General features: G+C 38.5%; 17 protein-coding genes. 11 read left to right on the top strand and 6 right to left on the bottom strand.

The window, feature by feature from the left end; translation table 11 throughout:
• Window positions 1–76: 76 nt before the first annotated feature.
• The 11 genes from CWD91_RS18730 to ribB all read left to right on the top strand — a co-directional run bounded on the left by CWD91_RS18730 (window position 77) and on the right by ribB (window position 11,390).
• Window positions 77–1,273: an aminotransferase class I/II-fold pyridoxal phosphate-dependent enzyme gene (locus CWD91_RS18730; protein ID WP_103442506.1), complete on the top strand. Its 1,197-nt coding sequence runs from the start codon at window positions 77–79 to the stop codon at window positions 1,271–1,273.
• 84 nt (window positions 1,274–1,357) lie between these two features.
• The gene (nhaC, locus tag CWD91_RS18725; protein WP_103442505.1) at window positions 1,358–2,833 is read left to right on the top strand and encodes a Na+/H+ antiporter NhaC; all 1,476 of its coding nucleotides are present in this window, start codon (window positions 1,358–1,360) and stop codon (window positions 2,831–2,833) included.
• 429 nt (window positions 2,834–3,262) lie between these two features.
• The gene (locus tag CWD91_RS18720; protein WP_103442504.1) at window positions 3,263–3,907 is read left to right on the top strand and encodes a peroxiredoxin; all 645 of its coding nucleotides are present in this window, start codon (window positions 3,263–3,265) and stop codon (window positions 3,905–3,907) included.
• 74 nt (window positions 3,908–3,981) lie between these two features.
• Window positions 3,982–4,296 (top strand): thioredoxin family protein, encoded by a 315-nt coding sequence (locus tag CWD91_RS18715; RefSeq protein WP_103442503.1) that lies wholly within the window; start codon window positions 3,982–3,984, stop codon window positions 4,294–4,296.
• Window positions 4,277–4,534 carry a DUF6952 family protein gene (locus tag CWD91_RS18710; RefSeq protein ID WP_103442502.1) on the top strand — a complete coding sequence of 86 codons (258 nt, stop codon included), beginning with the start codon at window positions 4,277–4,279 and terminating at the stop codon, window positions 4,532–4,534. Before CWD91_RS18715 ends, CWD91_RS18710 begins: the two co-directional genes overlap by 20 nt.
• A gap of 189 nt (window positions 4,535–4,723) precedes the next feature.
• The gene (tpx, locus tag CWD91_RS18705) at window positions 4,724–5,230 is read left to right on the top strand and encodes a thiol peroxidase (protein WP_103442501.1); all 507 of its coding nucleotides are present in this window, start codon (window positions 4,724–4,726) and stop codon (window positions 5,228–5,230) included.
• Window positions 5,223–5,588: a diacylglycerol kinase gene (locus CWD91_RS18700; protein WP_103442500.1), complete on the top strand. Its 366-nt coding sequence runs from the start codon at window positions 5,223–5,225 to the stop codon at window positions 5,586–5,588. The genes tpx and CWD91_RS18700 overlap by 8 nt, the downstream gene beginning before the upstream one ends.
• Window positions 5,589–5,701: 113 nt before the next feature.
• Window positions 5,702–8,080: an FtsK/SpoIIIE family DNA translocase gene (locus CWD91_RS18695; RefSeq protein WP_103442499.1), complete on the top strand. Its 2,379-nt coding sequence runs from the start codon at window positions 5,702–5,704 to the stop codon at window positions 8,078–8,080.
• 31 nt (window positions 8,081–8,111) lie between these two features.
• Window positions 8,112–8,762 (top strand): LolA family protein, encoded by a 651-nt coding sequence (locus CWD91_RS18690; protein WP_103442498.1) that lies wholly within the window; start codon window positions 8,112–8,114, stop codon window positions 8,760–8,762.
• 73 nt (window positions 8,763–8,835) lie between these two features.
• Window positions 8,836–10,251 carry an LptF/LptG family permease gene (locus CWD91_RS18685; RefSeq protein WP_239985858.1) on the top strand — a complete coding sequence of 472 codons (1,416 nt, stop codon included), beginning with the start codon at window positions 8,836–8,838 and terminating at the stop codon, window positions 10,249–10,251.
• On the top strand, window positions 10,248–11,390 hold the full coding sequence (ribB, locus tag CWD91_RS18680) for a 3,4-dihydroxy-2-butanone-4-phosphate synthase (protein ID WP_103442496.1): 1,143 nt from the start codon (window positions 10,248–10,250) through the stop codon (window positions 11,388–11,390). Before CWD91_RS18685 ends, ribB begins: the two co-directional genes overlap by 4 nt.
• A gap of 82 nt (window positions 11,391–11,472) precedes the next feature.
• On the opposite strand, the gene CWD91_RS18675 is transcribed toward ribB, so the two are convergent.
• The 6 genes from CWD91_RS18675 to CWD91_RS18650 form a co-directional block, all read right to left on the bottom strand.
• Window positions 11,473–12,261 (bottom strand): 3-keto-disaccharide hydrolase, encoded by a 789-nt coding sequence (locus CWD91_RS18675; protein WP_103442495.1) that lies wholly within the window; start codon window positions 12,259–12,261, stop codon window positions 11,473–11,475.
• Window positions 12,262–12,399: 138 nt separating this feature from the next.
• The gene (locus CWD91_RS18670) at window positions 12,400–16,437 is read right to left on the bottom strand and encodes a hybrid sensor histidine kinase/response regulator transcription factor (RefSeq protein WP_103442494.1); all 4,038 of its coding nucleotides are present in this window, start codon (window positions 16,435–16,437) and stop codon (window positions 12,400–12,402) included.
• 154 nt (window positions 16,438–16,591) lie between these two features.
• Entirely contained in the window at window positions 16,592–18,913 is a 2,322-nt protein-coding gene (locus CWD91_RS18665) for a GH92 family glycosyl hydrolase (RefSeq protein ID WP_103442493.1), read from the bottom strand.
• A gap of 354 nt (window positions 18,914–19,267) precedes the next feature.
• Window positions 19,268–20,875 carry a RagB/SusD family nutrient uptake outer membrane protein gene (locus CWD91_RS18660; protein WP_192877698.1) on the bottom strand — a complete coding sequence of 536 codons (1,608 nt, stop codon included), beginning with the start codon at window positions 20,873–20,875 and terminating at the stop codon, window positions 19,268–19,270.
• Between the two features lie 53 nt (window positions 20,876–20,928).
• Window positions 20,929–24,006 carry a SusC/RagA family TonB-linked outer membrane protein gene (locus CWD91_RS18655; protein ID WP_103442491.1) on the bottom strand — a complete coding sequence of 1,026 codons (3,078 nt, stop codon included), beginning with the start codon at window positions 24,004–24,006 and terminating at the stop codon, window positions 20,929–20,931.
• Between the two features lie 213 nt (window positions 24,007–24,219).
• Window positions 24,220–25,425: a DegT/DnrJ/EryC1/StrS family aminotransferase gene (locus tag CWD91_RS18650; protein ID WP_103442490.1), complete on the bottom strand. Its 1,206-nt coding sequence runs from the start codon at window positions 25,423–25,425 to the stop codon at window positions 24,220–24,222.
• Window positions 25,426–25,454: the final 29 nt, after the last annotated feature.

Genomic DNA, 25,454 nt, shown 5'->3' with positions numbered 1-25,454 from the left:
TATAATCTGCATTTTGTTTAATTGGTTGATTTATTGATTTTATACTGCTAGTTTTATAGTAAAATAAATATTTATTATGGAGTTTAAGGCATCTGATGATTTACAGGATTTACAGTATTTTGGTGAATATGGTGGGGTTAATCCCTCTATATCCGATTCATCGACCTATACGTTTTTATCGGCAAAGACCATGTTCGATACGTTCGAGGGCAATACTGAAGGCTGTTACCTTTACAGTAGGCACTCCTCCCCTTCCAACCTATATTTGGGAGAGGCATTGGCTGCTTTGGAAGGTACGGAAACTGCCAATGTAACCGCCAGTGGCATGGGAGCCATTAGTGCAGTGATAATGCAGCTGTGCAATGCAGGGGACCATATTGTTAGCAGCAGGACCATTTACGGTGGAACCTACGCCCTAATGAAGAACTTTTTAAAGAAATTTAATATTACAACATCCTTTGTGGATACTACAAAATTGGAGGAAGTGGCCATGGCCATTACCCCAAAAACAAAAATGATCTATTGTGAGTCTGTCAGTAATCCCTTATTGGAAGTGGCCGATATTGATGCCCTATCCAAATTGGCCAAAAAGCATAATATCCCCTTGGTGGTGGACAATACCTTTTCTCCCTTATCCATTTCTCCTGCGAATTTGGGAGCCGATATTGTTATCCACAGCTTAACCAAGTTTATAAACGGTACTAGCGATTGTGTAGCCGGAGTGGTTTGTGGTACCAAAGATTTTTGTTTGGGCCTAAAGGATGTGAACAATGGGGCTGGTATGTTGTTGGGCAGCACTTTGGATAGCTTAAGGGCCTCTTCTATTTTAAAGAATATGAGAACGCTGCATATAAGGATAAAAAAGCACAGTGAAAATGCTTTGTACCTAGCCCAAAATTTTGAAAAAGATGGATTACGAGTGGTATATCCTGGATTGAAATCACATGGCGGGCACGAAGTAATGAAAAAACAATTTAACCCGGAATATGGCTTTGGGGGATTAATGACTTTGGATGTAGGTTCCTTGGAAAATGCCAATGCCCTGATGGAATTAATGCAGAGGAAACATTTGGGATATTTGGCCGTGAGTTTAGGCTTTTATAAAACCTTGTTTAGCGCCCCTGGAACATCCACCTCTTCAGAAATTCCAATGGAGGAGCAATTGGAGATGGGCTTATCCAACGGTCTAATTCGGTTTTCCATAGGATTGGACGACCATATAGATAGGACATATAGGTCCATGAAAGACTGTTTGGTCCAATTGGGAATTTAAAAAATTTAAGGGCAGAGGTAAAATATTGGGTTTGCAGAACAGATATCAAAATCGTAATATTACGAAGAATCAAATAGCTACTAGATGCAAAACCTTAGCACTAATCCCGCTGGACCTGAGAATGAACATATTGTAGAAAATAAGGAATTAAATATCTGGGAGGCCCTTATCCCGGTTGTTCTTTTGATGATGATGTTGGCCTATAATATTTTCTATGCCGATGGAGAATGGTTCGGGGAATATTCCAATCAGATAATTTTATTAATTGGGGGTGCCATTAGTGCCATTGTGGGGTTTTTTAATAAAACCTCCCTAAGAACTATGGGTCTCGAAGTTCTGGAAAATCTAAGAAGTGTACTGGTCCCTATAATGATTTTGTTTTTGGTAGGGGCCTTGGCCGGTACTTGGTTGGTTAGTGGTGTTATCCCCGCTATGGTCTATTACGGACTTAAGGTTTTGAATCCCTCTATTTTTTTGCCCGCCTCGGTGGTAATTGCTGCGATAATCTCTGTGGCCACCGGAAGTTCATGGACAACGTCTGCCACAGTAGGCATAGCACTGGTTGGTATTGGAACAGCCTTGGGCATTGATCCCGGTATGATAGCAGGTGCGGTAATTTCAGGGGCTTATTTTGGGGATAAGATGTCCCCTTTGAGCGATACCACCAATTTGGCACCCGCCATGGCCGGAACTGACCTGTTTACCCATATAAAGTACATGACCTTTACTACCGTGCCTACAATATTGATAACCTTAATAGTTTTTACCGTAATTAGTTTCAATATAGAGACCTCTGGGAGTGCAGATGTAAGTGCACTATTGGACACTATTAAAAATACCTTTAATATAAGCCCGTATTTATTTATAGTGCCAGGAGTGGTAATAGCGCTTATACTTCTTAAAACAAAGCCACTGATTGCCTTGGGGACAGGTGTAGGGTTGGCTGGAGTGTTTGCCCTGTTTTTTCAGACTGAAGTATTGAAAACCCTGTCAGATTCCAATGTAACTGCTGTTTTCAATGCAATTTTCATTGATACGACTATAGTAACAGAAAACGAAAAGTTAAACGAATTGTTCAGTGCCGGTGGTATGCAGGGTATGCTCTGGACCATATTGCTTATTTGCTGTGCCATGGTATTTGGAGGTATAATGGATGGTATAGGGGCATTGGCCCGGATTACCAAATCCTTATTATCCATTGCTAGTTCCGTATTTGGTTTGTTTGCCAGTACCGTATTGAGCTGTATTGGGTTAAACGCTATTGCCAGTGATCAATATTTGGCTATCGTCATCCCTGGTAAAATGTTTAAAAAGGCCTTTCACGATAAGGGCTTGGCTCCTGAAAATTTAAGTCGGACTTTAGAAGATTCGGGTACCGTAACCTCCGTATTAATTCCGTGGAATACCTGTGGGGCTTATCAATCGAGCGTTCTGGGTGTAGGGGTGGCCGAATACTTTGTTTACGCTATTTTTAATTGGTTAAGCCCTTTTATGACGCTGTTTTTCGCAGCATTACATCTAAAAATAAGACAACTTAGGACATCCTCGGTAGCTGCTTGATCTTAAGATAATTTAGATCATCTAGTTGGAAAATACCATCTCCTTAAGAGTAAGTACCTTAGGTTCGTGCATTATCTATTTCTCATATTTTCCTTAATGGATTTTTTCAACGAATGGCCCGATCATCAAACTATTTATGGGTTGGTATTGAGTAAATTGCTTTTCACAAAATGGGTTGGGAATGAATAAACAATTTTTTAAAATTGATTGTTTTTTTTAAATAACAAATTTGATATTTTTAACATCTCTTCTTTGCTATATAATGAAATTTATAGCTCATTTTTTTTCAACTTCACAAGTAAAATCCTTAAAGGGCATAGGTATATACAATAGTTATATTGGAATAAGTTTTTTAAATCCAGAATATCGTCATCCGCCTTATTAAGCTGTAATTTTACATCAGAAATTAATAGTATAAAATTTATAAATATGACTTTAGTAGGTAAAAAATTTCCAAATCTTAGCGTTAATGCAATGAACGATTTGGGTGACACTTTCAAATTGAATGTTTTGGAGGAAGCTCAAAAAAACAACAAAAAGGTGATTTTGTTTTGGTATCCAAAAGACTTTACTTTTGTTTGTCCAACAGAATTGCATGCTTTTCAAGCTGCTTTGGGAGAATTTGAAAAAAGAAACACTTTGGTTATAGGTGCTTCATGTGATACGGCCGAAGTTCATTTTGCTTGGTTGAGTACAGCAAAGGATAATGGTGGTATTGAAGGGGTTACTTATCCCATCCTAGCGGATAGCAATAGAAACTTGGCTTCTACTTTAGGTATTTTGGATATTACCAATGAACAGTATAATGAGGAAACTGGGGTTATCATGGTAGATGGTGACAATGTAACTTACCGTGCCACATATCTAATAGATGAAGAAGGTACTGTATTCCATGAGGGAATCAATCATATGCCGTTGGGGAGAAATGTAAATGAATATTTACGTTTAATAGATGCCTATACCCACGTTCAGGAAAAAGGAGAGGTTTGCCCTGCCAACTGGGAAGAAGGAAAGGACGCAATGACTGCCGATAGGAATGGTGTAGCCACTTATTTGTCTGCACACGCAAACTAAACCCCAGAAACATATAAAAGGAGTCGGTTGTTGAATAAACTTGGCTCCTTTTTTATAAATTAAAATATGAAATTATGATACTTGAATTGGAGAATGATAATCTTAAGGAGATTATTGGTCAAAATAAAAATGTGGTTGTTCAATATTCCGCTACATGGTGTGGAAATTGTAGAATAATGAAACCCAAGTTTAAAAAAGAGTCCTTAGCGAATGAGGATATTACCTTTGTTCTTGCAGATGCAGAAAAATTCCCTGAATCCAGAAAATTGGCCAATGTGGACAATCTTCCCACTTTTGCCATTTTTAGCGATGGGGAATTTAAAAATCAGGTGCAGACCAATAAATATGATGTTTTAAAAGAATTGATAAGTGAAATTACCAGTAATTAAGCACCTAACCGGCTTCATCGCCGAAAATGATGAGGATTATTTGTTGGAAACCATAGAAACATTGGAATCCATTACCGAAGTTTCTTCATTAAAAGATGATGAATTGGATGTTATTGGAGAATTGATTTCCAATTTATACGGCGCTTTGGAGGTTCAAAAATCCATTAAAGAAGGTAAGCCCCAAAAAGAGGCTTTGAACGAGTTTATGCAAAGGGTAGTTGGATCCATTGACAAATAGTTGTTAAAGAATCCATCGAACCAAATGCTGTAAATCCCTCTTTTCCTTTGTACAATTCATTGGTTGGAGGGATTTTATTTTTAGTTACCTACTTTGATCGGGCTTTTTATTATCCTACTTTTTTATCCATTATTCCTAACTTATCAATCAGATATTTTTTATTTTCACGCAAAATTTAAAAAGTTAATCATGGCTACTGTAACACTAAAAGGAAATCCAATAAATACTATAGGTACCCTCCCTGCTACTGGGAGCGAGGCACCCAGCTTTTCGTTGACCAAAAAAGATTTATCTACCAGTAATTTTTCCGATTACAAAGGAAAAAAGGTGGTGTTGAATATTTTTCCAAGTGTAGACACGGGAACATGTGCGCAATCCGTTAGGCAATTTAATAAGCAAGCTTCGGAATTGGAGAATACTAAGATTTTATGCATTTCCAAAGATCTTCCATTTGCACAAAATCGCTTCTGTGGTGCAGAAGGAATAGAAAACGTAGAAATGCTGTCCGATTTTAGGGATGGTAACTTCGGAAAAGCTTTTGGAGTTGAATTTATAGATGGACCTCTTAAATCCTTGCATTCCAGGTCTGTAGTTGTACTTGACGAAAGCGGAAAGGTAATTTATACGGAACAAGTTGCAGAAACCGTAGATGAGCCCAATTATAAGGCAGCACTAGAAGCATTGATAGATGCCTAAGGAAAGCTTCTTGAGGAATCGTATTAAGAGTGTTGGTTTCGCTTTTAAGGGAGCTCTACTCCTGATAAGAACAGAGTCCAGTATCAAGATTCAGGTTTTTATAACGTTGGTGATGACGGCTGCGGGATTCTATTTTGAAATTTCGAACACGGAATGGATTCTTCAAATTTTGGCAATAGGATTGGTACTGGGTATAGAAGGTCTAAATACGGCCATTGAGAAAATGGCTGATTTTGTGCAACCCGAATACGATGAAAAAATTGGATTCATAAAGGATATATCGGCCGGTGCCGTTATGCTGGTATCCGTTGCTGCTTCCGTTATTGGTCTTATCATATATATACCGAAGTTTATATAACATATTAATTCATCCTGCTCAGACAGAGTTTCCTTAAAATAATATTTCAAAAGATAAAGTTCGGATGAGTTCAATAGTAAATTTGTAATTTAGCCTCCAGAATTGAAGATTTAATGGCAAGAAAGGTAAAAAAACCAAAGTCAACACCCAATAAAAAAGGCTTTTCCTTAAAATTATCGCAACAGAACAAAATTATTTTTGGTGGGTTGTTAATGCTTTTAAGTATTGCCTTGTTCTTTTCATTTGTCTCCTTCTATTTTACATGGCAGGACGATCAAAGCTTGCTTTCCGAATTTGCGGACAGAAATGAACAGGCAAGAAATTTGTTGAACAAATTTGGAGCCAATGTAAGTCATTTCGTCTTATATAAAGGATTTGGAATTTCTTCGATCATATTTACCTTTCTACTTTTTACAACTGGGCTGTATATGTTTTTGAGTATGCAAAAACAAGGGCTTCTTCGAAAATGGATTTGGGGATTGGTGTTTATTATCTGGTTTTCGGTAGCACTTGGTTTTTTTGCTGCAAGTAAACCGCTTTTAGGTGGTATGGTCGGGTATGAAATGAACGATTTTCTTCAAGATTATGGAGGGAAAGTAGGCGTTTTTTTGTTATTGCTTTTCGGCTTGATCGTAGTTCTGGTAAGATTGTTTCAATTTTCCCCGGATAAGACCGTTGCTTATTTAAACAACAAGGGAAAATCTTTAGCATCCGAATTCAAGAGTGTTAAAACTCCGAAGACGGACAATGCGAAGGAAAACGACATTTTATATACAGAGGAAAAGGTAGAAACCCCTATCGTGATAGATACTTATACCCACAAGAAAGATATTCCTGTTTTGGAAAAGGAAGGAGACGATGGGGAATTTCAGGTAAATGTGGGGAAAGAGGAGGAAACTATTTCCATGGAAGTGGAAAAAATTAAGGTAGAGAAAGAGGAGACCGACAATATTTCCGATAAACTTGTGGAAGATTTTGGTGAATTTGATCCTACCCTGGAATTGGGCAACTATAAATTTCCACCATTGGATCTTTTGGATCAGCATGGGGCTTCAGGCGGTATTACTATTAATCAGGAAGAGCTCGAAGAAAACAAGAATAAAATTGTTGAGACCTTAAAGAATTATAAAATAGGCATAGCGCAAATTAAGGCTACCATTGGTCCCACAGTTACCTTATATGAGATAGTTCCCGATGCAGGGGTGCGAATTTCCAAAATAAAAAATTTGGAAGATGATATTGCTTTGTCCCTTGCGGCACTTGGGATACGTATTATCGCGCCTATTCCGGGCAAGGGCACCATTGGTATTGAGGTTCCCAATAAAAACGCTACTATTGTTTCTATGCGTTCCGTAATTGCTTCCAGTAAATTTCAAAAGGCGGAAATGCAATTGCCCATTGCCTTTGGTAAGACAATTAGCAACGAAACCTTTGTGGTAGATTTAGCAAAAATGCCCCATTTGTTAATGGCAGGTGCAACAGGACAGGGTAAATCTGTTGGGTTAAATGCCGTATTGACCTCCCTGCTTTATAAGAAGCACCCTGCGGAGGTTAAGTTTGTATTAATTGACCCCAAGAAGGTAGAACTTACCCTGTTCAATAAAATAGAAAGGCATTATTTGGCCAAATTGCCAGATTCCGAGGAAGCAATAATTACCGACAATAACAAGGTAATAAACACCTTAAATTCGCTATGTATTGAAATGGACAACCGTTACGAGTTGTTAAAAGTGGCCATGGTGAGGAATATTAAGGAGTATAATGCCAAGTTTAAGGCCAGGAAATTGAACCCTAATGATGGGCATATGTTTCTTCCATATATTGTGTTGGTTATAGATGAGTTTGCCGATTTAATTATGACCGCCGGTAAGGAGGTTGAAACCCCCATTGCGAGGTTGGCACAATTGGCTAGGGCCATTGGTATACATTTGATCATTGCCACCCAAAGACCTTCAGTAAACGTAATTACAGGAATCATAAAAGCCAACTTCCCGGCGAGAATAGCTTTTAGGGTTACTTCAAAAATAGATTCGAGAACCATTTTGGATAGTCAAGGTGCCGATCAATTAATTGGACGTGGGGATATGTTGTTTACCCAGGGCAATGACGTTACCAGAATTCAATGTGCTTTTGTGGATACTCCGGAGGTTGCCAAGATTACAGAATTCATAGGTTCGCAAAGGGCTTATCCAGATGCGCATTTACTTCCAGAATATGTGGGGAATGACGATTCTGGCACAAGTATTGATTACAATATCTCTGATCGTGATGCCATGTTTAGGGAAGCGGCAGAGGTTATCGTAATTGCACAACAAGGTTCGGCCTCCCTGATTCAACGAAAGCTTAAATTAGGCTACAACAGGGCAGGGAGAATTATTGACCAATTGGAGGCAGCAGGCATTGTTGGTTCGTTTGAAGGAAGTAAAGCTCGCCAGGTTCTTGTGCCGGATATACATGCCTTAGATCAACTCCTAAGCAATGAAAGCCAATAAGAGGCACTTTTAAAATTTAAAAAGAATACAAATGAAACTTAAATTATCTGTTATATTATTGGTATTATCAACTTCAACTTCAATTTCAATGGCCCAGAACTCCGCCAAGGCCAAATCTTTATTGGATGAAGTATATAATAAAGTAAAAAGTTATGACAACATTTTTGTAGACTTTAAATATAGCCTCAATAATGAAGAGGCCAATATAAATACAGAAACAAGAGGAGATGTAACCATGCAGGGCGATAAATATTTATTTAATTATTTAGGTTCCAAACAATTATATGATGGTAAAAAAGTATATACCGTTGTTCCGGAAAATGAGGAGGTCACTATTGAAGAAAAGCTGGATGATGAAAACACCATTACCCCTTCAAAAATGCTTACCTTCTATAAACAAGGGCACAATTATGATTGGGACATTCTACAAAATATCCAGGGAAGAAAAATACAGTTTGTAAAGTTGACGCCAATTGATACCAATTCCGAAATAAAGTCAATATTATTGGGAATAGATGTTGAGACCAAGCACATCTATAAGCTTATTGAAACTGGGAAGAACGGTACTAAAACTACCATTACTGTTAATTCTTTTAAAATAGACCAGCCTTTGTCCAAAACCTTATTTACTTTTGACGAGAGCAAGTATAAAAATGATGGGTACTACATCATAAGAAATTAGGACATTGAGAATTCTAGACCGATATATATTATCGAGCTTCCTTTTTAATTTTTTCAGCTCGTTCGTAATACTGATGTTTATCTTCGTATTTCAAACGATCTGGCTGTTTATTGATGATTTTGCAGGTAAAGGCTTGGATATCTTTATAATCGGAAAATTTCTGTTTTACCTTATGCCCAACCTAATGGAACGGGTTATACCTTTAACCGTGTTGCTTTCTTCTATCCTGACCTTCGGCTCCTTTGCCGAAAATTATGAATTTGCGGCCATGAAGGCCTCTGGTATTTCTTTACAAAGGGCAATGTTACCGCTTATTATTTTTGTCACTTTTTTAGGAGGGGTTACTTTTTATTTTGCAAATAACATTATCCCAATTTCGGAACAAAAAATTTATAACCTAAGAAGGAATATTGCCAAGGTAAAACCGGCGGCCATAATTTCTGAAGGTGTTTTTAGTGATTTGGAAGGTACCGAGATGAACATGAAGGTGGACCGTAAATATGGCCAAAATGATCGATTCTTGGAAAACGTCATCATTCATGAGAAATCCAAAATAAAGGTCAATACAACGGTAATCAAAGCTAAATCGGGAGAACTCATTAGTAGCGAGCAATCGGACATTTTACAGTTGGTATTGAAAGATGGACATTACTATTCCCAAATGCCCACGAAAAATAACAAGGAAAAGAAGAAAAATCCTTTTACCAAAGCCAATTTTAAAACCTATACCATAAATAAGGATCTTTCAGATCTGAACGATGTGGATCTGGATGAAGAGCGGGATGTAAGTACGGATAAGATGAAGAATATTTCGCGCTTAACCAAGGATATAGATTCGCTTAAGGAAGACAACGTAAAATTGGTGACTGCTTTTTCCAAGAATATAGTGGGTAGAATGGGGGCTTTTGTGTCACTTAAAAAACCAGATTCATTGGCGCAAATTACAATCGATAAGAAAATAAAGGAAAGGGATTCGTTGGGCACTACCCTATCAACCGATAATATTGTTGCACTTTTTCCTTCATGGCACCAATCGCAAATAGTGAATTCGGCCAAAAGTTCCGCGTCCAATATTATCACAAGTATACAGGGAAAGAAAAATGAACTTCAAATAAAATACAAGATATATCGTCTGCATATCTTATCACTTCATAAAAAATATGCCTTGGCCTTATCCTGTATTATTTTGTTCTTTGTTGGGGCACCACTTGGAGCCATAATTAGAAAAGGAGGATTGGGATTACCAATGGTAATCGCTATTGTTTTATTCCTTACCTATTACTTTATTGGTGTATTTGCTGGTAATTACGCCAAGGAAGGGAATATAAATCCAATTATAGGCGCATGGCTTTCTACTTTTATAATGTTACCTTTAGGTGTGTTTTTAACCAGGCGGGCAACGGCGGACAAGGGTTTATTGTCCTTTGGAAGTATTTTGGATTATTTTAAAGGCATATTTAGGAAGAAAGATAAAATTGCTGCAACATGACAACAAAAGTTAGCAAGGACATTACTTTGAATACCATTGAAGAAGCTATTGAGGATATTAGACAAGGCAAGGTAATTATTGTAGTGGATGATGAAAATAGGGAAAACGAAGGAGATTTTTTGGCTGCAGCCGAATTGGCCACCCCGGAATTGATCAATTTTATGGCCACCCATGGCAGGGGACTTATCTGCGCTCCGCTCACAGAGGGTAGATGTAAGGAACTCGGCCTGCACATGATGGTCCATAATAATACAGATCCTATGGAAACTGCATTTACCGTTTCTGTGGATTTAAGGGGCAAAGGGGTAACCACTGGTATTTCTGCCGCAGATCGTGCAAGTACCGTTAAGGCTTTGACCGATGAAAATATTAAGTCTTATGACCTTGGAAGGCCGGGGCATATATTCCCGCTTGTCGCCAAGGAAGGTGGCGTGTTAAGAAGAACTGGGCATACAGAGGCCGCTATAGATTTTGCCCGTTTGGCCGGACTAAAACCAGCAGGAGTCATAGTGGAAATTATGAATGAAGATGGCACCATGGCCAGATTACCTCAATTGGTCAAAGTAGCTAAAACATTTGACCTTAAAATTGTTTCCATTGAAGCCTTGATTGCCTATCGTATGGAACACGACAGTCTGATCCGTAAAAAGGAAGATTTTAATATTGTTACCAGGTTTGGGGAATTTAGGTTGAGGGCATATCAGCAGACGACCAATAATCAAATACATATAGCATTGACAAAGGGTACCTGGAAAAAGGACGAAAAGGTACTTACCAGGATCAATTCAACCTTAATAAACAATGACATTTTAGGTACGCTTACGAACAATCCCGATAAAAAATTGGAAGACATGTTCAATGCGATCAATGAAGAGGGCAAAGGAGCATTTGTATTTATAAATCAGGAAACCGAATCACTAAATTTACTGGGAAGATTGGGCGAGCTGAAGGAGTTGCAAAAGAAGGGTATATTCAAGGCGCCCAAAGTGGATATGGATGCCAAGGATTTTGGAGTAGGCGCACAAATTTTACATGATTTGGATATCGCCAAAATAAGGCTGTTGTCCAATTCTACCCAAACTAAAAGAGTGGGTCTTGTAGGTTACGGGCTCGAAATTGTAGAATACGTAACGTATTAATTAGAACGAATAAATCTTAAATAATAAATGCCGAGGGATCAATTTCCTTCGGCATTTTATTTGGGCTCAAGGTAGTCCCGACCTACAAGGGTCTTACCCAGATGTTTCTGAATTGGGTTTTGTTGCCGTGATCCTGTAGAGAAAGTACATCATCGCCATGGGCAGATGGATAATCATGCAACCCAATGTAATAGGTGTTACCACTAATCTCTACATTATTTTGTACTAGAATACCGTTGTGTAGAACCGTAATCCTCGCTTTGGCATCCAATCGGCCATCTTTTTTAAATCTAGGAGCCGTATAAATTACGTCGTAAGTGTTCCATTCCAATGGACCGCGCATGGCATTTACCAAGGGTGCATGATCCTTATAAATACTGGCTGCCTGTCCGTTTCTATAGGTGCGGTTATTGTAAGAATCCAATATTTGCAATTCATATCTGTTCTGTAAAAATAATCCGCTATTGCCCCTACCCTGGCTTGAACCTTCCACCACATCCGGAGCACTAAATTCTATGTGAATCTGGCAGTCGCCAAATTTCATTTTTGTACTTATACCTCCAGAACCTGGAACTACTTCCATATGGTTATTGTCTACAATTTTCCATGGAGCAGGTTGTGCATTATCTTTTTGTTTTACCCATTGATCCAAGTTTGTGCCATCAAATAAAATTATAGCATCCGAAGGGGCGTCTCCCAATGTTTTTGCAGGAGTCACTACACTTACCTCTGGCTCCCATATTTCCGTCATTTCCGCCTTCATGGGCATGGGGGATACTTCAGGAGGAGTACTGATATGCTTATTTTGAGCTCCAATTTGAATTGAAAATGCAAGAGAGAACAAGCAGAGGGAAATGATCTTGGAATTCATATTTTCGGCGGATTTAAAACGTAAATTATACGTGAATTTTTTATGTACTAAATATAGCAATATTACTTAAACATATCCTAGAGGTTGGATATGTTTCCAATGCTATACAAAATTATTTGTTGATTATGTGCAATATGTCTATTTGATAAGATTACTTGGCGGGTAACCAAATTGCTTCTTAAAGCAGCGGCTAAAATACAATGGATCGTTAAATCCCACCAGGACAGTTACCTCACTGACATTGTATTTTTTGGTGTTTAGCAAATGTGCCGCCTTCTTAAGCCTAATGGTTCTAATAAATTCATTTGGAGCCAAATCTGTTATCTCCTTTATCTTTCTATATAATTTGGAAGAGCTCATACCTAATTCATGACACAAAAAAGTGGTATTTAGGTCTAGGTTACTCATATCATCTTTGATCAATTGTGTGAGATTCTCCATAAACATCTCATCAGCCGGTGAGTGCGTCAAAGTGGTGACCTCACTATCCACTTCCACAGAAAATTTATTTTTCAGCTCCATGCGCGATTTGATGATGTTCTCAATTCTCGTTTTTAGCAAGGAAGGTTCGAAGGGTTTTACCAAATATCCATCGGCACCACTGCTATACCCTCGAATTTTATCATCACTGTCCGAAAGTGCTGTCAATAGAATAACAGGGACATGACTTATATCGTCATCGTTCTTTAAAATTCTACAGAATTCCAGTCCATCCATTTCTGGCATCATAATATCGGCAATGCAAAGTACGGGTTTTACTTTTCTACATTGTTCAAGGCCCACTTTACCGTTTTCCGCTTCAAAAACTTTGTAATGGTCCGAAAGGTACTCCACTAAATAATTTCGCAATTCAATATTGTCCTCAATGATAAGAATCCGTTCCTTTAAGTGGGTGCTTTGAATTATCTTTTTGGCTGTTAATAGTTGCGGAGATTCCTCATGAGCATCAGGCTTTACTACCTCAAAAATTTCATCGGCTGAATAGGCTTTCTTGGAAATTGGAATTTTTAAGGTGAAAGTACTGCCTTTTTCCAGCTCACTCTCTACCTCTATAGTGCCCTTGTGCAATTCCACCAAAGCCCATACAAGAGACAGCCCAATTCCAGAGCCGGTATTGTTTTCCTTACTATTGGAAGCTTGAAAAAATCTTGAAAAAATCTTTGCTTGACTCTCTGGTGGTATACCGATACCATCATCGCTGACTTCAACTATTAATATCTGCCCGTCGTTCTCCAGATGCGTATTTACAAATAGGTCTACCTGCCCATATTGGTGGGTAAATTTCAAGGCATTGGATAGCAAATTGTACAGTATCTTATCATACTTGTCCCAGTCCAAATATCCTTCCATTTCCTGATTGTCACAGACAATATTAAAGTTGATTTTCTTATCATCTGCCAGTTCTTGAAAAGATCTAAAGGTATTGGTAGTTCGCTGAAAAATATTGGTTTTAGTGACTTTCAGCTGTAATTCGCCGGATTGCGCCCTACGAAAATCCAGTACTTGATTCACTAGGTTTAAAAGTCTGTTGGCATTTTGGTGGATTAGATTGAACCTGCTTTGCTGGAATTGGTTGCCAGATTCTTTTCCTTCCTCAATCAATTGTTTTGCGGGACCTAATATGAGGGTCAAAGGGGTCCTTAGCTCGTGCGATATATTGGTGAAAAATTTAAGTTTTTCATTGTTCAGTTTTTCATCGCGTTCCCTTTTTACTTTCTCTAGCAATAATTGGTGTTTTAATCCAAGTCGTGCTTTCATTTGTTTGCGTACCATATAGAATAGTAGGGACAACAATAGGATAAGGATGATCAAGGACTGGTAGGTAAGCCAAAAAGGGGGAAGGATTTTTATTTGGTACGAGGAAACATCGCTCCATATCCCGTGACTGTTCATTGACTTTACCTCGAAGTTATAATCACCAAAAAACAAATTGGTATATTGAACTGTACGCTGTCGTATGTCGACCGTATTCCATCCCTTGTCAAATCCTACTAACCTATAACTATACTTGTTAAAACGTTCACTGGTGTAGGATGGACTGGAAAAAGTAAGTGAAAAATTCTTGTTGACATTTTCCAAAACCAGTTCGCGACTTAAATTTATGTCGGAGGTAAGTACTTGTTGATCGTTTAAAAAACTTCCTACTTCCAAATCGGTATTCTGAATTTTGATATTTGTGATCAGGGGAGCTGGTGATATATCATTGTCCTTGATATGGGCAGGTGAAAAGGAAATAATTTCATTTTTGCCTCCTAAATAGATGTGGGAATCATCGGCGTAGTAAAATCCGGTTGTGCTAAATACGTCCAACCTATTACCACTATCGGTATAATATATTTTTAGTTCATTGGATTGCGTTTTGTATTGTGCAATACGATTATTGTTCATATTTAGCCAAAGGGCTCCGTTTGTATCGGATACCACATCGGTTATCCAGCTATTTTTTAATTCCGTCGGTTCCATAACTGGAACAAAATCATCCAAATCGGGATCGTAGTAATCCAATCCTTTCCGTGTCGCCGCCCATATTTTTCCTGACGGATCTATGGTGATATCACTGACATTTTCATGTGACAAACCAATGTTTTCGTCTAAATCGGTGTCATATACATGCGTATTTCCATTTTCTTGGTCAAATCGAATAACCCCTGTTTGGGTGGCGAACCAAATAGTGCCTTTTTTATCGACCACACATTTATTAATGGGGCGTGAAGGCAATAATATTCCCATTCCATTTATAGGTGACAAGGTTTCTGTATTGATAATTACCGCCCCTTCACCATGAGCGCCAACCATCATCTTTTCGTTTCCTAAATCTGCAAAAGACAGAATTGGAGACCTACTAAAGCCAACATCAATTACAGACGCTTTACCAGAGCTGTAATCGTATCGCAAAATATGGCCTTCCCACAGGCCACAATAAAATATGTTGCCATCTATGGTGAAAATACTGGCTATATCCTTTTGGTTGTTGAACAAGGGAATGTAACGTCCATTATCCGAAATAAAGAGACCATTATGTCTTGTGGCCACAATGATTCTACTGTCTTTAGTTTTTGCAAATCCACGAATCCGTGGTACCTGGTTCCCTATATATTGGGAAATATCCGAGTTGTAATTGAATTGGTTGTTATAGGGATCATATTTCTCCAAGCCGTCTTCAGTACCAATCCATAGCACGCCTGAGGCATCAAAATAAAGTGCTGCCACCAAATTATCCGCCAAGGAATCATCATCCGATAATTCCGAGTAATACCATCGGTACTCCTGTAGAATAATGTCTTCTAGTTTATCTACCACCAGGATCCCGCCTAGGGTCCCCAGCCAATATTCACCGTTGGGCGCCCTGGCTACCGAAATAAAGTATGGCCCCAATTTATCCCTGACCTTTGAATCCTTTAGATATAGATTTTTAAATGAGTCGGTTTGCTCTTCCAATTTATAGAGTCCTCTCCTACTCCCAACAAATATATCCGATTTGTGATCCTCATAGATAAAATTGACATATGGGTTTGTTTCGGTCGACTCTGGAACTTCCAAGGTGTACTCCCTAATTTGTGCGATATCGCCTGTATTGTCCAAGGAAATTTTGGCAATTCCTGCGGTTCCATAACTTGCAAGCCAGATAAATCCACGGGAATCTTCAATTATTTCTTTAATGTAATCAAAGCCCTCCAGCACCACTTTTTTAAAATTGTGGGTTTTTGGATTATATATAAAAAGGCCGTTATCCTTGGTTCCAACCCACACTTGTTTGAACCTATCTACATGAACGGACCGTATCTCCCCGTCCTGCAAAGCGTTTGGGTCATTAACATTTGGCAGGAAGGTTCGGAAGGTGTGGGTGTCCAATTGATAAAGAACGAGTCCCTTTCTTGTGCCTATCCATAGTTGATTGGATTCCTTATCCAATTCCAAGTCTGTAATATCATCGTCCGGGATTGTATTGTTAAGTTCGGAAGAGCTGGTGTAAGTTTTAAATTCATAACCGTCAAAACGGTTTAATCCTGAAAAAGTACCCAACCACAAAAATCCCTGATCGTCCTGAATAATATGCCTTACGGAATTATGGGACAGGCCATTTTGATCATTGTAATGTTCAAACTTTATAGTCTGCGCATTAAGGTTCCACATAGAGACCATTAATGCCAACAGAAATTGAAGTTTGTTTCCCATAATGTGATTACTACTATCTTTTAAAAACCGTTATAAGGAACCTTGGTCGCTATAGCTTAAAAACCTCAAATAAATTAACCCTATAGTGGACTAGAATATTTGAGGTGTTCCATCTATTGTTCCTGAAAAATCCTAATAGATCACTCTACCCTTATTATTGCCGTAAATTCATGGAAGGTACTGATCCCATCGTAAAATCCAAAATAACTCCTTTTAAAATATCGGAATGACTAATGTAATTTTGGTCCGATGCCATGTCATTTATTTTTAAAGCATTTAAATAAGGCTTATCCGAAGCTGTACCTGGGGCATTGATGACCATTTCCTTACCATTAGACAACCTTATGGTTATTTTGTCAAAAATAGGGCTGCCAAATTCGTATATAGGATTGTCCTCGGTACCTCCGTTCATTTGAAAAAGCCCTATTTTCAACAGTACTGCCAAACTGCCCATTAGTCCCTGGTCCTCATCCCCGTTATATCCGGTTGCGGGAGACAAACCACTAAAGGCTCTATCCACTACTTTTCTGGACCATAACTGTGTTAAATCCGGTCTTCCCAATTTATTAAACACAAAGGCCGTTTGCATGGAAGGCTGGTTGCCATAATTGATCGGTATTTTTCTATATTCGGGATGCAATTCCAGGGCATGCGAATTGCCAGATGTGAATCCTAGTTTTTCCGCCGTTTCGAATTGAAGGTTGAGTTTCTCCACTGCTTTTTCATTGCCTCCCATAAGATTTGCCAGACCGGTTAGATCGTGGGGTACAAACCAAGTTGCTTGGGCCGAGTTAGATTCGACAAAGCCGTGTTGATGTTGGTAGGGATTGAAGTTTTGGGTCCATACACCATCTACATCTTTTGGTCTCATCCAACCTACACTCTTATCAAATACATTTTTGTAATTTAAAGAACGCTTCATGAAATAGTTGTAATCTTCTTCATTTCCAATTTTTTTAGCCAATTGTGCCAAGGTCCAATCCTGATAGGCATACTCCATGGTTACCCCTGCACCCTCCTGATGGCCACCAAATTTACCCTCTGGAATGGGATAGGGTACGTAGCCATTCCTGATGTAGTATTTTAATCCACCGCCAAGGGAGGTATTATGCTCATATCCAGCCCTTTCCATTATTCCCCCATGCATATGATTTATCTTTAACGCCTCATATATTCCCTCCAAGTTATCCGTAACTATACCTTTCTGTATGGCGCTGACAATAAATGGTGTGGATGAGGCCCCGGTCATTACATATGTATAATTACCACCTGAAGGCCCACGGGGAACCAATCCCCCGTCCTTTTGGTACTGCAATAAAGATTGCACAAACTCTTCCATAATTTCGGGATATACCAAGCCCCAAAGCGTGTTTATGGTCCATTGAGCTCCCCAAAAAGAATCGGAATTATAGTGGTTGAATTTCGGTTTTCCGGCTGCATCCAAAGGTATTTGACCAATTCTGAAAATCTCCCCTGTATTATCTGGATATGCCCCGTTAATATCGCTGATAACCCTTCTACCTTGCAAGGCATGCCATAGATCCGTATAAAATCTTTTTTGGGAGGTTTCTGTGCCACCCGATATTTTTATTCTACCCAAGGCATTGTTCCATTCATCCTTGGATTCCATTACAATCCTTTCAAAATCCCAATGGGACAGTTCCGCATCTATGTTGGCTTTGGCATTTTCAACTGAAGTATATGAAATGCCCACTTTCATCAAAATCTGGTCGGAGTCATTGTCCAATCCGATCAAATAGTTTCCAGTTTCTTCATCTTTGTTTACCCTTGTTACTTCTCTATCCAAAATAATATGGAAAAATAATTTTACCGGTTTGGGCCTTCTATGGGTCGGAGCCATGACTAGCTCACCTGTAAGATTTTTAGCATCTACCTGAATTAGATTCCCATCTAAATTTTCACAAGGCCCCAACATTCCATTTAAATTGAAAAGTATAGCTGCCTCCTTATTTTTAGGGTATATATATTTATGAAAGCCAACTCTTTTGGTGCTTGTGAGCTCTACATTAATTCCATACTTCTTCAAAGCCAATGAATGATAACCCGGTGATACTTTTTCATTTTCATGACCGAACTTGGATTTAAAATCCTTGAAAATGGACTTGCTGTTTTCCTCGGATAGTGTAACCGGCAGTACGGATAGTCCCGAAAGTTGCCAGGCATGAATGTGACTAAAACCATGGATGGTATCTACCTTATATCGATATCCACTTCCCCAAGCTCCGTCCACTTCCGTATCCGGACTTAAATTTACCATACCGAATGGGCGACTTGCCGATGAAAAGAAAAACCATCTTGAATTTTCAGTGTCCAGAAGTGGGTATACCAAGTCGACAGGACTTATTGTCGCGGTATCGAAATTTTCTTCTATTTTATTTTCTTTGCAAGAATTAAGGAACGTTGCTAAAAGCAAGGTGCCAAGGATAGCCGATAAGGATAATTTGACTACTTTCATTTAATATTTAATTTAAGGTTTTGTTCAAAATTCTATCGATTGGACTCCAATATTTCAAAAGTAGGAAATCTATTGTTGGGTCTTTTTGATTCTCGGCAATAACCATTTATCCGATGGGCTTTGTTATCAGTGGCTCTATGTTGGCAAGTTATTTTGTCCAAATTCATTTAGAGTGATTGGTATTTCTTTTGGCTATACTTTTTATAAATATCCAATATTATTCCAAATATATCCAATTCTATAAGTTTGAAAGAAGTGTTTTTGAAAGTTTCAAAAGATATGGACAGGGATTAACCCCCGTCCATAATTTTAACTAACAACTAACTCAAACAATATTTTATAAAATTATTTCTCTTAATAATTTGGGTTTTGTTCCATTGTGTTTGGCGATAGAGCTATCTCTCTTGTGGGTATTGGTCGTAATAAATGTTTTGAGGAATCAAAAGCACCATGATCTATTACATGCGGGTTATATAAATTGATTCTTTCTTCCAATTTCCCCATACGCTTTAAGGCGGCCCATCTATTATCCTCCCCAGCAAGTTCCAATGCGCTTTCGGCCAGTATTACATCTAAATCTATGGTTGAATAATGATCAGCTAGACCTGTTGCGCGTTCCCTCACGCGATTTAGGTGAAATAGAGCTTGAGCAGTATTTCCGGCGCCCAAGAAAGCTTCTGCCGCCAACAAATGTGTTCCCGCAACCCTAAAAATAAAGGTATCGCGTGCACCACCGTTTTCATCATTATAAACCTCGTCATCAAATTTTTTCATGATTGGAAAATGTGTAACAAGACCAGTAGAATACAAATAATTTACCCCCGTAATATCAGCTGGTTTACCATGTAGGTATTGATCTGGTTGATATACCCAGTATCTATCCAATTTATCCGTAAGTTCTGTTACATTAATCGCTTCTTTTGGGAAATATACTACTGTATCACCTGGAACAATGGTATCATCGCCCCATGCCGCGTCTTCGTCCGCATAAAGTACGCGATGTATGGTCGCGTCTTCACGAGTATCGTCATCTGCAAATAAGGAATAGAAATATGGCGTCATCATTTGATTACCAGATGATACACCATATTGATTTGATCTACTTACACCTGGTAATTCCTGCACACCAAACATAAATAAGGAATGTTTGTTATTATTTCTATCCTCTGTAAATTCATTATTTTCCCACTGAGCCGCAAAAAGTATTTCGTCATTCACCTGATTGTCATAAGCAAAGACATCAGCAAATGATTGACTCCTAATATCATACCCATCGATGGCTTGAACAGCTAAATCGGCAGCGGATTGAAAATCGCTTGCTCCGGCAAAAGATTTATACGCTCTTGTTAAATACACTTCTGCCAAAAGGTGCTGAGCTGCCCTATTAGAGAAACGCCCTGTTTCCGGTTTATCCTCAAGGTTTGGTATGGCAGCTTCCAACTCACTTATTATCAATGTATAAGTTGCTTCTTCCGTTGAACGTGTATAATCATTACGTATGCTTAACGGCTCTTCCAAATCCAACGCTACACCACCGTATTGTACGGCCAAATTAAAAAATGCTAGTGCTCTTAAGGCACGTGCTTGGGCAATACCATAGGCTTTAGCATTAAGATTGGCATCGCTCCAACTAATTTGGTTTTCAAAACGGTTAATTGCTGTATTCGCTTTGGCTATTACGTTATAATTACTACTCCATACACCATTAGTTTCTGGTGCCACAAAGTTATTGTAATCGTTTGAACTGCTAAACGAAGACAGTTCACTCTTTGTGGTAAATAGGTCAGTTCCTTCAAATTTATAGCCGTGATTTCTATAATATCCTCGTGTAGATGTATAAACCCCAACCACTAATTGATCAGCATTACTTTCATTTATAAAAGTTTCACTGGTTACATCTGAATATGCATCCTCTTGGATAAAGTCATTACAGCCAATCAAGAGCATTGAAAAAATGAACAATGCAATAACTTGCTTTATATTATTATTTATTTTCATCTTTAACATTTTTAAAATTAATACGACAATTTAAGTCCGAATAACACTGTTTTTATCATATAACCAGCGTTATATGAGTTATTCAATCCGGTTTCTGGATCTGGGCCGGTATAATCGGTAAACGTAAATGGATTTTGAACATCTAGCGTTAACCTTAAGCTAGACATTTTAAGTTTATCCAACAAGGCTTGTGAAGCATTATATCCTAAACCGATGTTCCCAATTTTAACAAAATCGAAACCAGTGTAATAGTTGTTTCCAGTTGAGGCATAATGAGCTGCAGGGAATTTTGCATCTGGATTGTTGGGTGTCCAATAATCCATATCTAACTTGTTAAATTTTGCCCGGTCGTTTTGCCATGGCACAAAGTTGTTATAAAACTCAGAATGTCCATAAGAACCTTGTCTGGTGTACATTTGAACGGATAAATCAAAATTAGTATAGGTAAAAGTGTTTGTCATACCTCCAATCCAATCTGGCGATATGGACCCAATTACAGTATTGTCATCTTGATTTAAGACACCATCATTATTAAGGTCTTCATACTTCCATTGCCCAGGAAAAGCATTGTAGCTATGTGCTTCAGCAGCTTCATCCAATTGCCATATTCCGGCTATTTTGTAACTGTAAATGGCATCTACAGGCTCACCTATTTGGCGTACACCATGATCCCCATAAGGAAGTTTGTCTATACCGCCATCAAGCTCTAAAATTTCATTTTTGTTCCGTGCATAGTTTAGATTTGTAGTCCATTTAAAATTTTCTGTTTGGATATTGGTGGTATTTAGAGTTATTTCTACACCATTGTTCCTAACGGATCCGTAATTACCAATAGCAGTACCATATCCTGTTATAGCCGATAAGGTTTTGCCTAAAATTGCATCCACTGTTTTTTTGTTGTAAACCTCCAAACCTAAACGTACTCTATTGTCAAGTATACTTAAATCGACACCAAAGTTATATTCTTTGGAGCGTTCCCATGTTAAATCATAGTTAGCCAATCCTGCAACATGCACACCGTTTAAGTGGTTGCTTCCATAAACATAGTCGGCTCCATTCAAAAACGCCAACGATTGATAAGGTTGAGCCACATTGTCATTACCTGACTCACCATAACTTAAACGTAATTTAAGATTGCTTAACCAATCTACATCTTGTAAAAAGTTTTCCTCGTTGGCCTTCCAAGCAAATGCCGCCGATGGGAAAAATGCCCACTCATGGCCAACAGCTAATTTAGAAGAACCATCATATCTGCCTGTAAAGGTGAACAGGTATTTATCGTCAATACTATAATTTAATCTACCAGCAAAAGAGGACAAGGTTTCTTTTTCATAGTCAGTTGCGTAAGTTTGTACATCCAGTCCGGCAGCTGTATTGTAATATCGATAGGAGTCAGTATCAAAGTTTCTGGTTTCAATCCGACTGCCCTCGTCTTGTCTATAATATACCGACGATATTAGGGTAGATTTTAATTTATGACCTTCAGCAATTTCAAAGTTTAAATCAACAATATTATCCCATGAATAAGAAGTATTAAAAAACGCATTATAGTACGCACGTGTACGAGCCTCTTCATTTCTGGCTGATTTTGTTAACAGTCCGAATTGTGACCCATATCGCGTAGTTCTTAAATTAGGAGCAAATTGTGTTTTAAAGCTTATCCAATCTACTGGTTGGTACTGTAGAAAGACATTGGTTATGACGTCCAACGTTTTAGTATTGCTTAACCAAGCATTTTCGTTAGCTTCATAATATGGGTTTAAGAAACGACCATCTTGATCGTCCGGGAATAGAATAAGGTCGCCATCGGGATCACGAGGATTCACCGTAGGCGACAAACGCAATGTGCTTCTAAACAATTCATTACTACCAGTTTCACGTTCTGACAGTGATAAATATGCTTTTAAACCAACCGTAAACTTATCGGATACCTTTTTAGTTATAGAAGTATTTAAGTTGTACCGATCGAATTTTTCTATTCCCACTACCCCTTCATTACTCAAGTAACCAATAGATCCATTATATGTCAACCCATTACGACCACCTGACATACCTAAATTATGACTTGTTTGAAGCCCTGTTTTTATATAATCGTTTTGCCAATCGGTGTAACGGCGGTTCGCCACATTATCGGCTTCTTCATTTGAAGATCTAAATTCGTCGGAAAAATCTACAGGTGTATTATTGTAATCGTCAACCGTCGGATAGTAGGGTGTATTAAAATCAAAAAGCCCTTGCCAATTTCTACTCCTTATAACATCTTCAACAAAACCTACAAACTCATCTCCATTATACATATCAGGTTTATTGGCTACTGAGTTTATCCCTACAGTAGTTTCGTAAGTGAATACCGTTCTTCCTTCAACACCATTTTTAGTAGTAATAATTACCACACCATTGGCACCTCTAGATCCATAAATTGCCGTAGCCGAAGCATCCTTTAAAATGTCTATTTGCTGGATATCAGCCGGGTTTAAAATGTTAATATCATCAAAAAACACCCCATCTACCACATATAATGGACTGGAAAGGTCGGCAGCAAGGTCATCATTTAGCCCATCGCGTGTTTCATTAGTATTCTGAATAACGGTATTACCCCTAATATCTATGGATATTGGTGCCCCAGGCTTGTTGTTATTGGCCCTAACATCAACACCGGCAACACGCCCTTGCAATGCCTGACTAATATCAGTTTTTTTCTGCTCGGTAATTGCTGTCGCATCTAAAGAAGCTACTGCTCCTGTTAAATCGGTTCTTTTTACAGATCCATATCCAATGACAACCACTTCTTCAAGACCAGTAGCATCTTCAGCAAGGGTTATGGTGTAATTGGATGAACCATCCAAGGTAATTTCTTTAGCAACATATCCTATATAGGATACCACCAACCGCGCTTTAGCATCTTTGACATTAATAGTGAAATTACCATCAAAGTCTGTCACCACTCCATTGGTAGTGCCTTTTACTACTACGTTCGCCCCTGGAAGCGGAACGTTCTGTTCGTCCATTACTGTTCCCGTCACATTAGTCTGAGCCCAGGAAACAGATGTGATACCCATCAGAAAGACTAGTATCAAAAATTTAAGTTTCTTCATGTTTTACTTGAGTTTGTTATTTATCAGGTGCTAAACTAATGTTAACAAAATGTGAAAGAATGGACATATTTCCCAAAAACATGGAGGAATTGATCAAAACCAATAAAGAGGGCGTTGAGCCCTCTTTTATGATATTAATTAAAAGGAATTGTGAAAGGAATTTAAGACATATTGTCAATTTTAAACCTGAAATGTCAAAAATTTAAGAGTTAATTATGTCTTACTCACGATAATATTTTGGAGAACATTTACCATATTTTTAGCCCTTGAAGTAACCTCTTCATCTGTCCATCCCAACTTGATCAAACAGGAAATATTTCTACTTACCCAATGATCGGACCGGGAGAAATCCGAAGCCTCATAGTTTGGAAGTCCGTTTTTAATCTCTTTGGAAAAACCATTGAGGCCATTAAGGTCTTTTAAATGATCCCATTTTCTGTAATAATGCCAATTATTGTCGAACCAATAAAAGCAGGCATCCACGCCATTTTCAGAAAAAGCCTTGATCGACTTTCTGGCCATTTCTTCCGTTGGCAAATAGAAACTGAGAAAAGAATAGTTCTCAACTCCATTTTTTGGGACCCGCCTAAAGCTAATTCCAGGGATTTTTTCCAAGGCCGTTCGCAAAACGAAATAATTCTTTTTCTGAGTGGCTATAAAATCGTCCAAACGTTCAATTTGAGCCAAACCTACTGCTGCATGTAGTTCAGAAATCCTATAGTTGTAACCTAGTATGGGATGGTTCTCCGCTCCCCTATCCTTTCCAATATGGTCATGACCATGATCGGAATATTGGTCGGCACTTTTATAATATTCTTTGTTATTGGTAATAATGGCACCACCTTCCCCACAGGTAATTGTCTTTACATAGTCGAACGAAAAACATCCCAGATCTCCATAGCTGCCCAAAGGTTTCCCTTCATAGCTGCCACCAATGGCCTGACAGGCATCTTCCAGTAGAATTAGATTATGTTTGTCGCATATGCTTTTTAATGGTGCCAAATCGGCCATAGATCCGCACATATGTACAGGCATCACGGCTTTGGTTTTACTGGTAACGGCCTTTTCAACTGCTGCGGGATCTAAAGTAAGTGTATCGTCCACATCTACCAAAATGGGAATAGCACCAACTGAAAGAACCGCTTCAAAACTCGCAACAAATGTGAAGGTGGGCAAAATAACTTCATCCCCTGCTCCTATCTTTCCACAGGCCAAAGCAACTGTTAAAGCGGCAGTACCACTGCTCACCAGTTGTGCGTGATTCACCTGCATACGCTTTTCCAGGGCCTTTTCCAACTCCTTAGCTTTCCAATGACCATTCCTCATGCCGTCAAAACCATACCGCATTAATACTCCTGAATCCAATACGTCATTCAAATGTTCACGTTCCTTATCTCCAAAAAGTTCAAATCCTGGCATATTTTAAATTTTATTTATGATTTATGTTT

The sequence above is a fragment of the Arenibacter hampyeongensis genome, assembly GCF_002909255.1.
In the GTDB taxonomy this organism is placed as follows: Bacteria; Bacteroidota; Bacteroidia; order Flavobacteriales; family Flavobacteriaceae; genus Arenibacter; species Arenibacter hampyeongensis.
This window is presented reverse-complemented; position numbering and strand designations above follow the sequence as displayed.

Excerpts from the sequence above, each read along its gene's own strand:
- CWD91_RS18715 (WP_103442503.1), top strand. The coding sequence starts at position 3,982 with ATGATACTTGAATTGGAGAATGATAATCTTAAGGAGATTATTGGTCAA.
- CWD91_RS18685 (WP_239985858.1), top strand. The coding sequence starts at position 8,836 with ATGTTTATCTTCGTATTTCAAACGATCTGGCTGTTTATTGATGATTTT.
- CWD91_RS18675 (WP_103442495.1), bottom strand. The coding sequence starts at position 12,261 with ATGAATTCCAAGATCATTTCCCTCTGCTTGTTCTCTCTTGCATTTTCA.
- CWD91_RS18720 (WP_103442504.1), top strand. The coding sequence starts at position 3,263 with ATGACTTTAGTAGGTAAAAAATTTCCAAATCTTAGCGTTAATGCAATG.
- CWD91_RS18690 (WP_103442498.1), top strand. The coding sequence starts at position 8,112 with ATGAAACTTAAATTATCTGTTATATTATTGGTATTATCAACTTCAACT.
- CWD91_RS18655 (WP_103442491.1), bottom strand. The coding sequence starts at position 24,006 with ATGAAGAAACTTAAATTTTTGATACTAGTCTTTCTGATGGGTATCACA.
- CWD91_RS18650 (WP_103442490.1), bottom strand. The coding sequence starts at position 25,425 with ATGCCAGGATTTGAACTTTTTGGAGATAAGGAACGTGAACATTTGAAT.
- CWD91_RS18695 (WP_103442499.1), top strand. The coding sequence starts at position 5,702 with ATGGCAAGAAAGGTAAAAAAACCAAAGTCAACACCCAATAAAAAAGGC.
- tpx (WP_103442501.1), top strand. The coding sequence starts at position 4,724 with ATGGCTACTGTAACACTAAAAGGAAATCCAATAAATACTATAGGTACC.
- CWD91_RS18730 (WP_103442506.1), top strand. The coding sequence starts at position 77 with ATGGAGTTTAAGGCATCTGATGATTTACAGGATTTACAGTATTTTGGT.
- CWD91_RS18700 (WP_103442500.1), top strand. The coding sequence starts at position 5,223 with ATGCCTAAGGAAAGCTTCTTGAGGAATCGTATTAAGAGTGTTGGTTTC.
- nhaC (WP_103442505.1), top strand. The coding sequence starts at position 1,358 with ATGCAAAACCTTAGCACTAATCCCGCTGGACCTGAGAATGAACATATT.
- CWD91_RS18665 (WP_103442493.1), bottom strand. The coding sequence starts at position 18,913 with ATGAAAGTAGTCAAATTATCCTTATCGGCTATCCTTGGCACCTTGCTT.
- CWD91_RS18670 (WP_103442494.1), bottom strand. The coding sequence starts at position 16,437 with ATGGGAAACAAACTTCAATTTCTGTTGGCATTAATGGTCTCTATGTGG.
- ribB (WP_103442496.1), top strand. The coding sequence starts at position 10,248 with ATGACAACAAAAGTTAGCAAGGACATTACTTTGAATACCATTGAAGAA.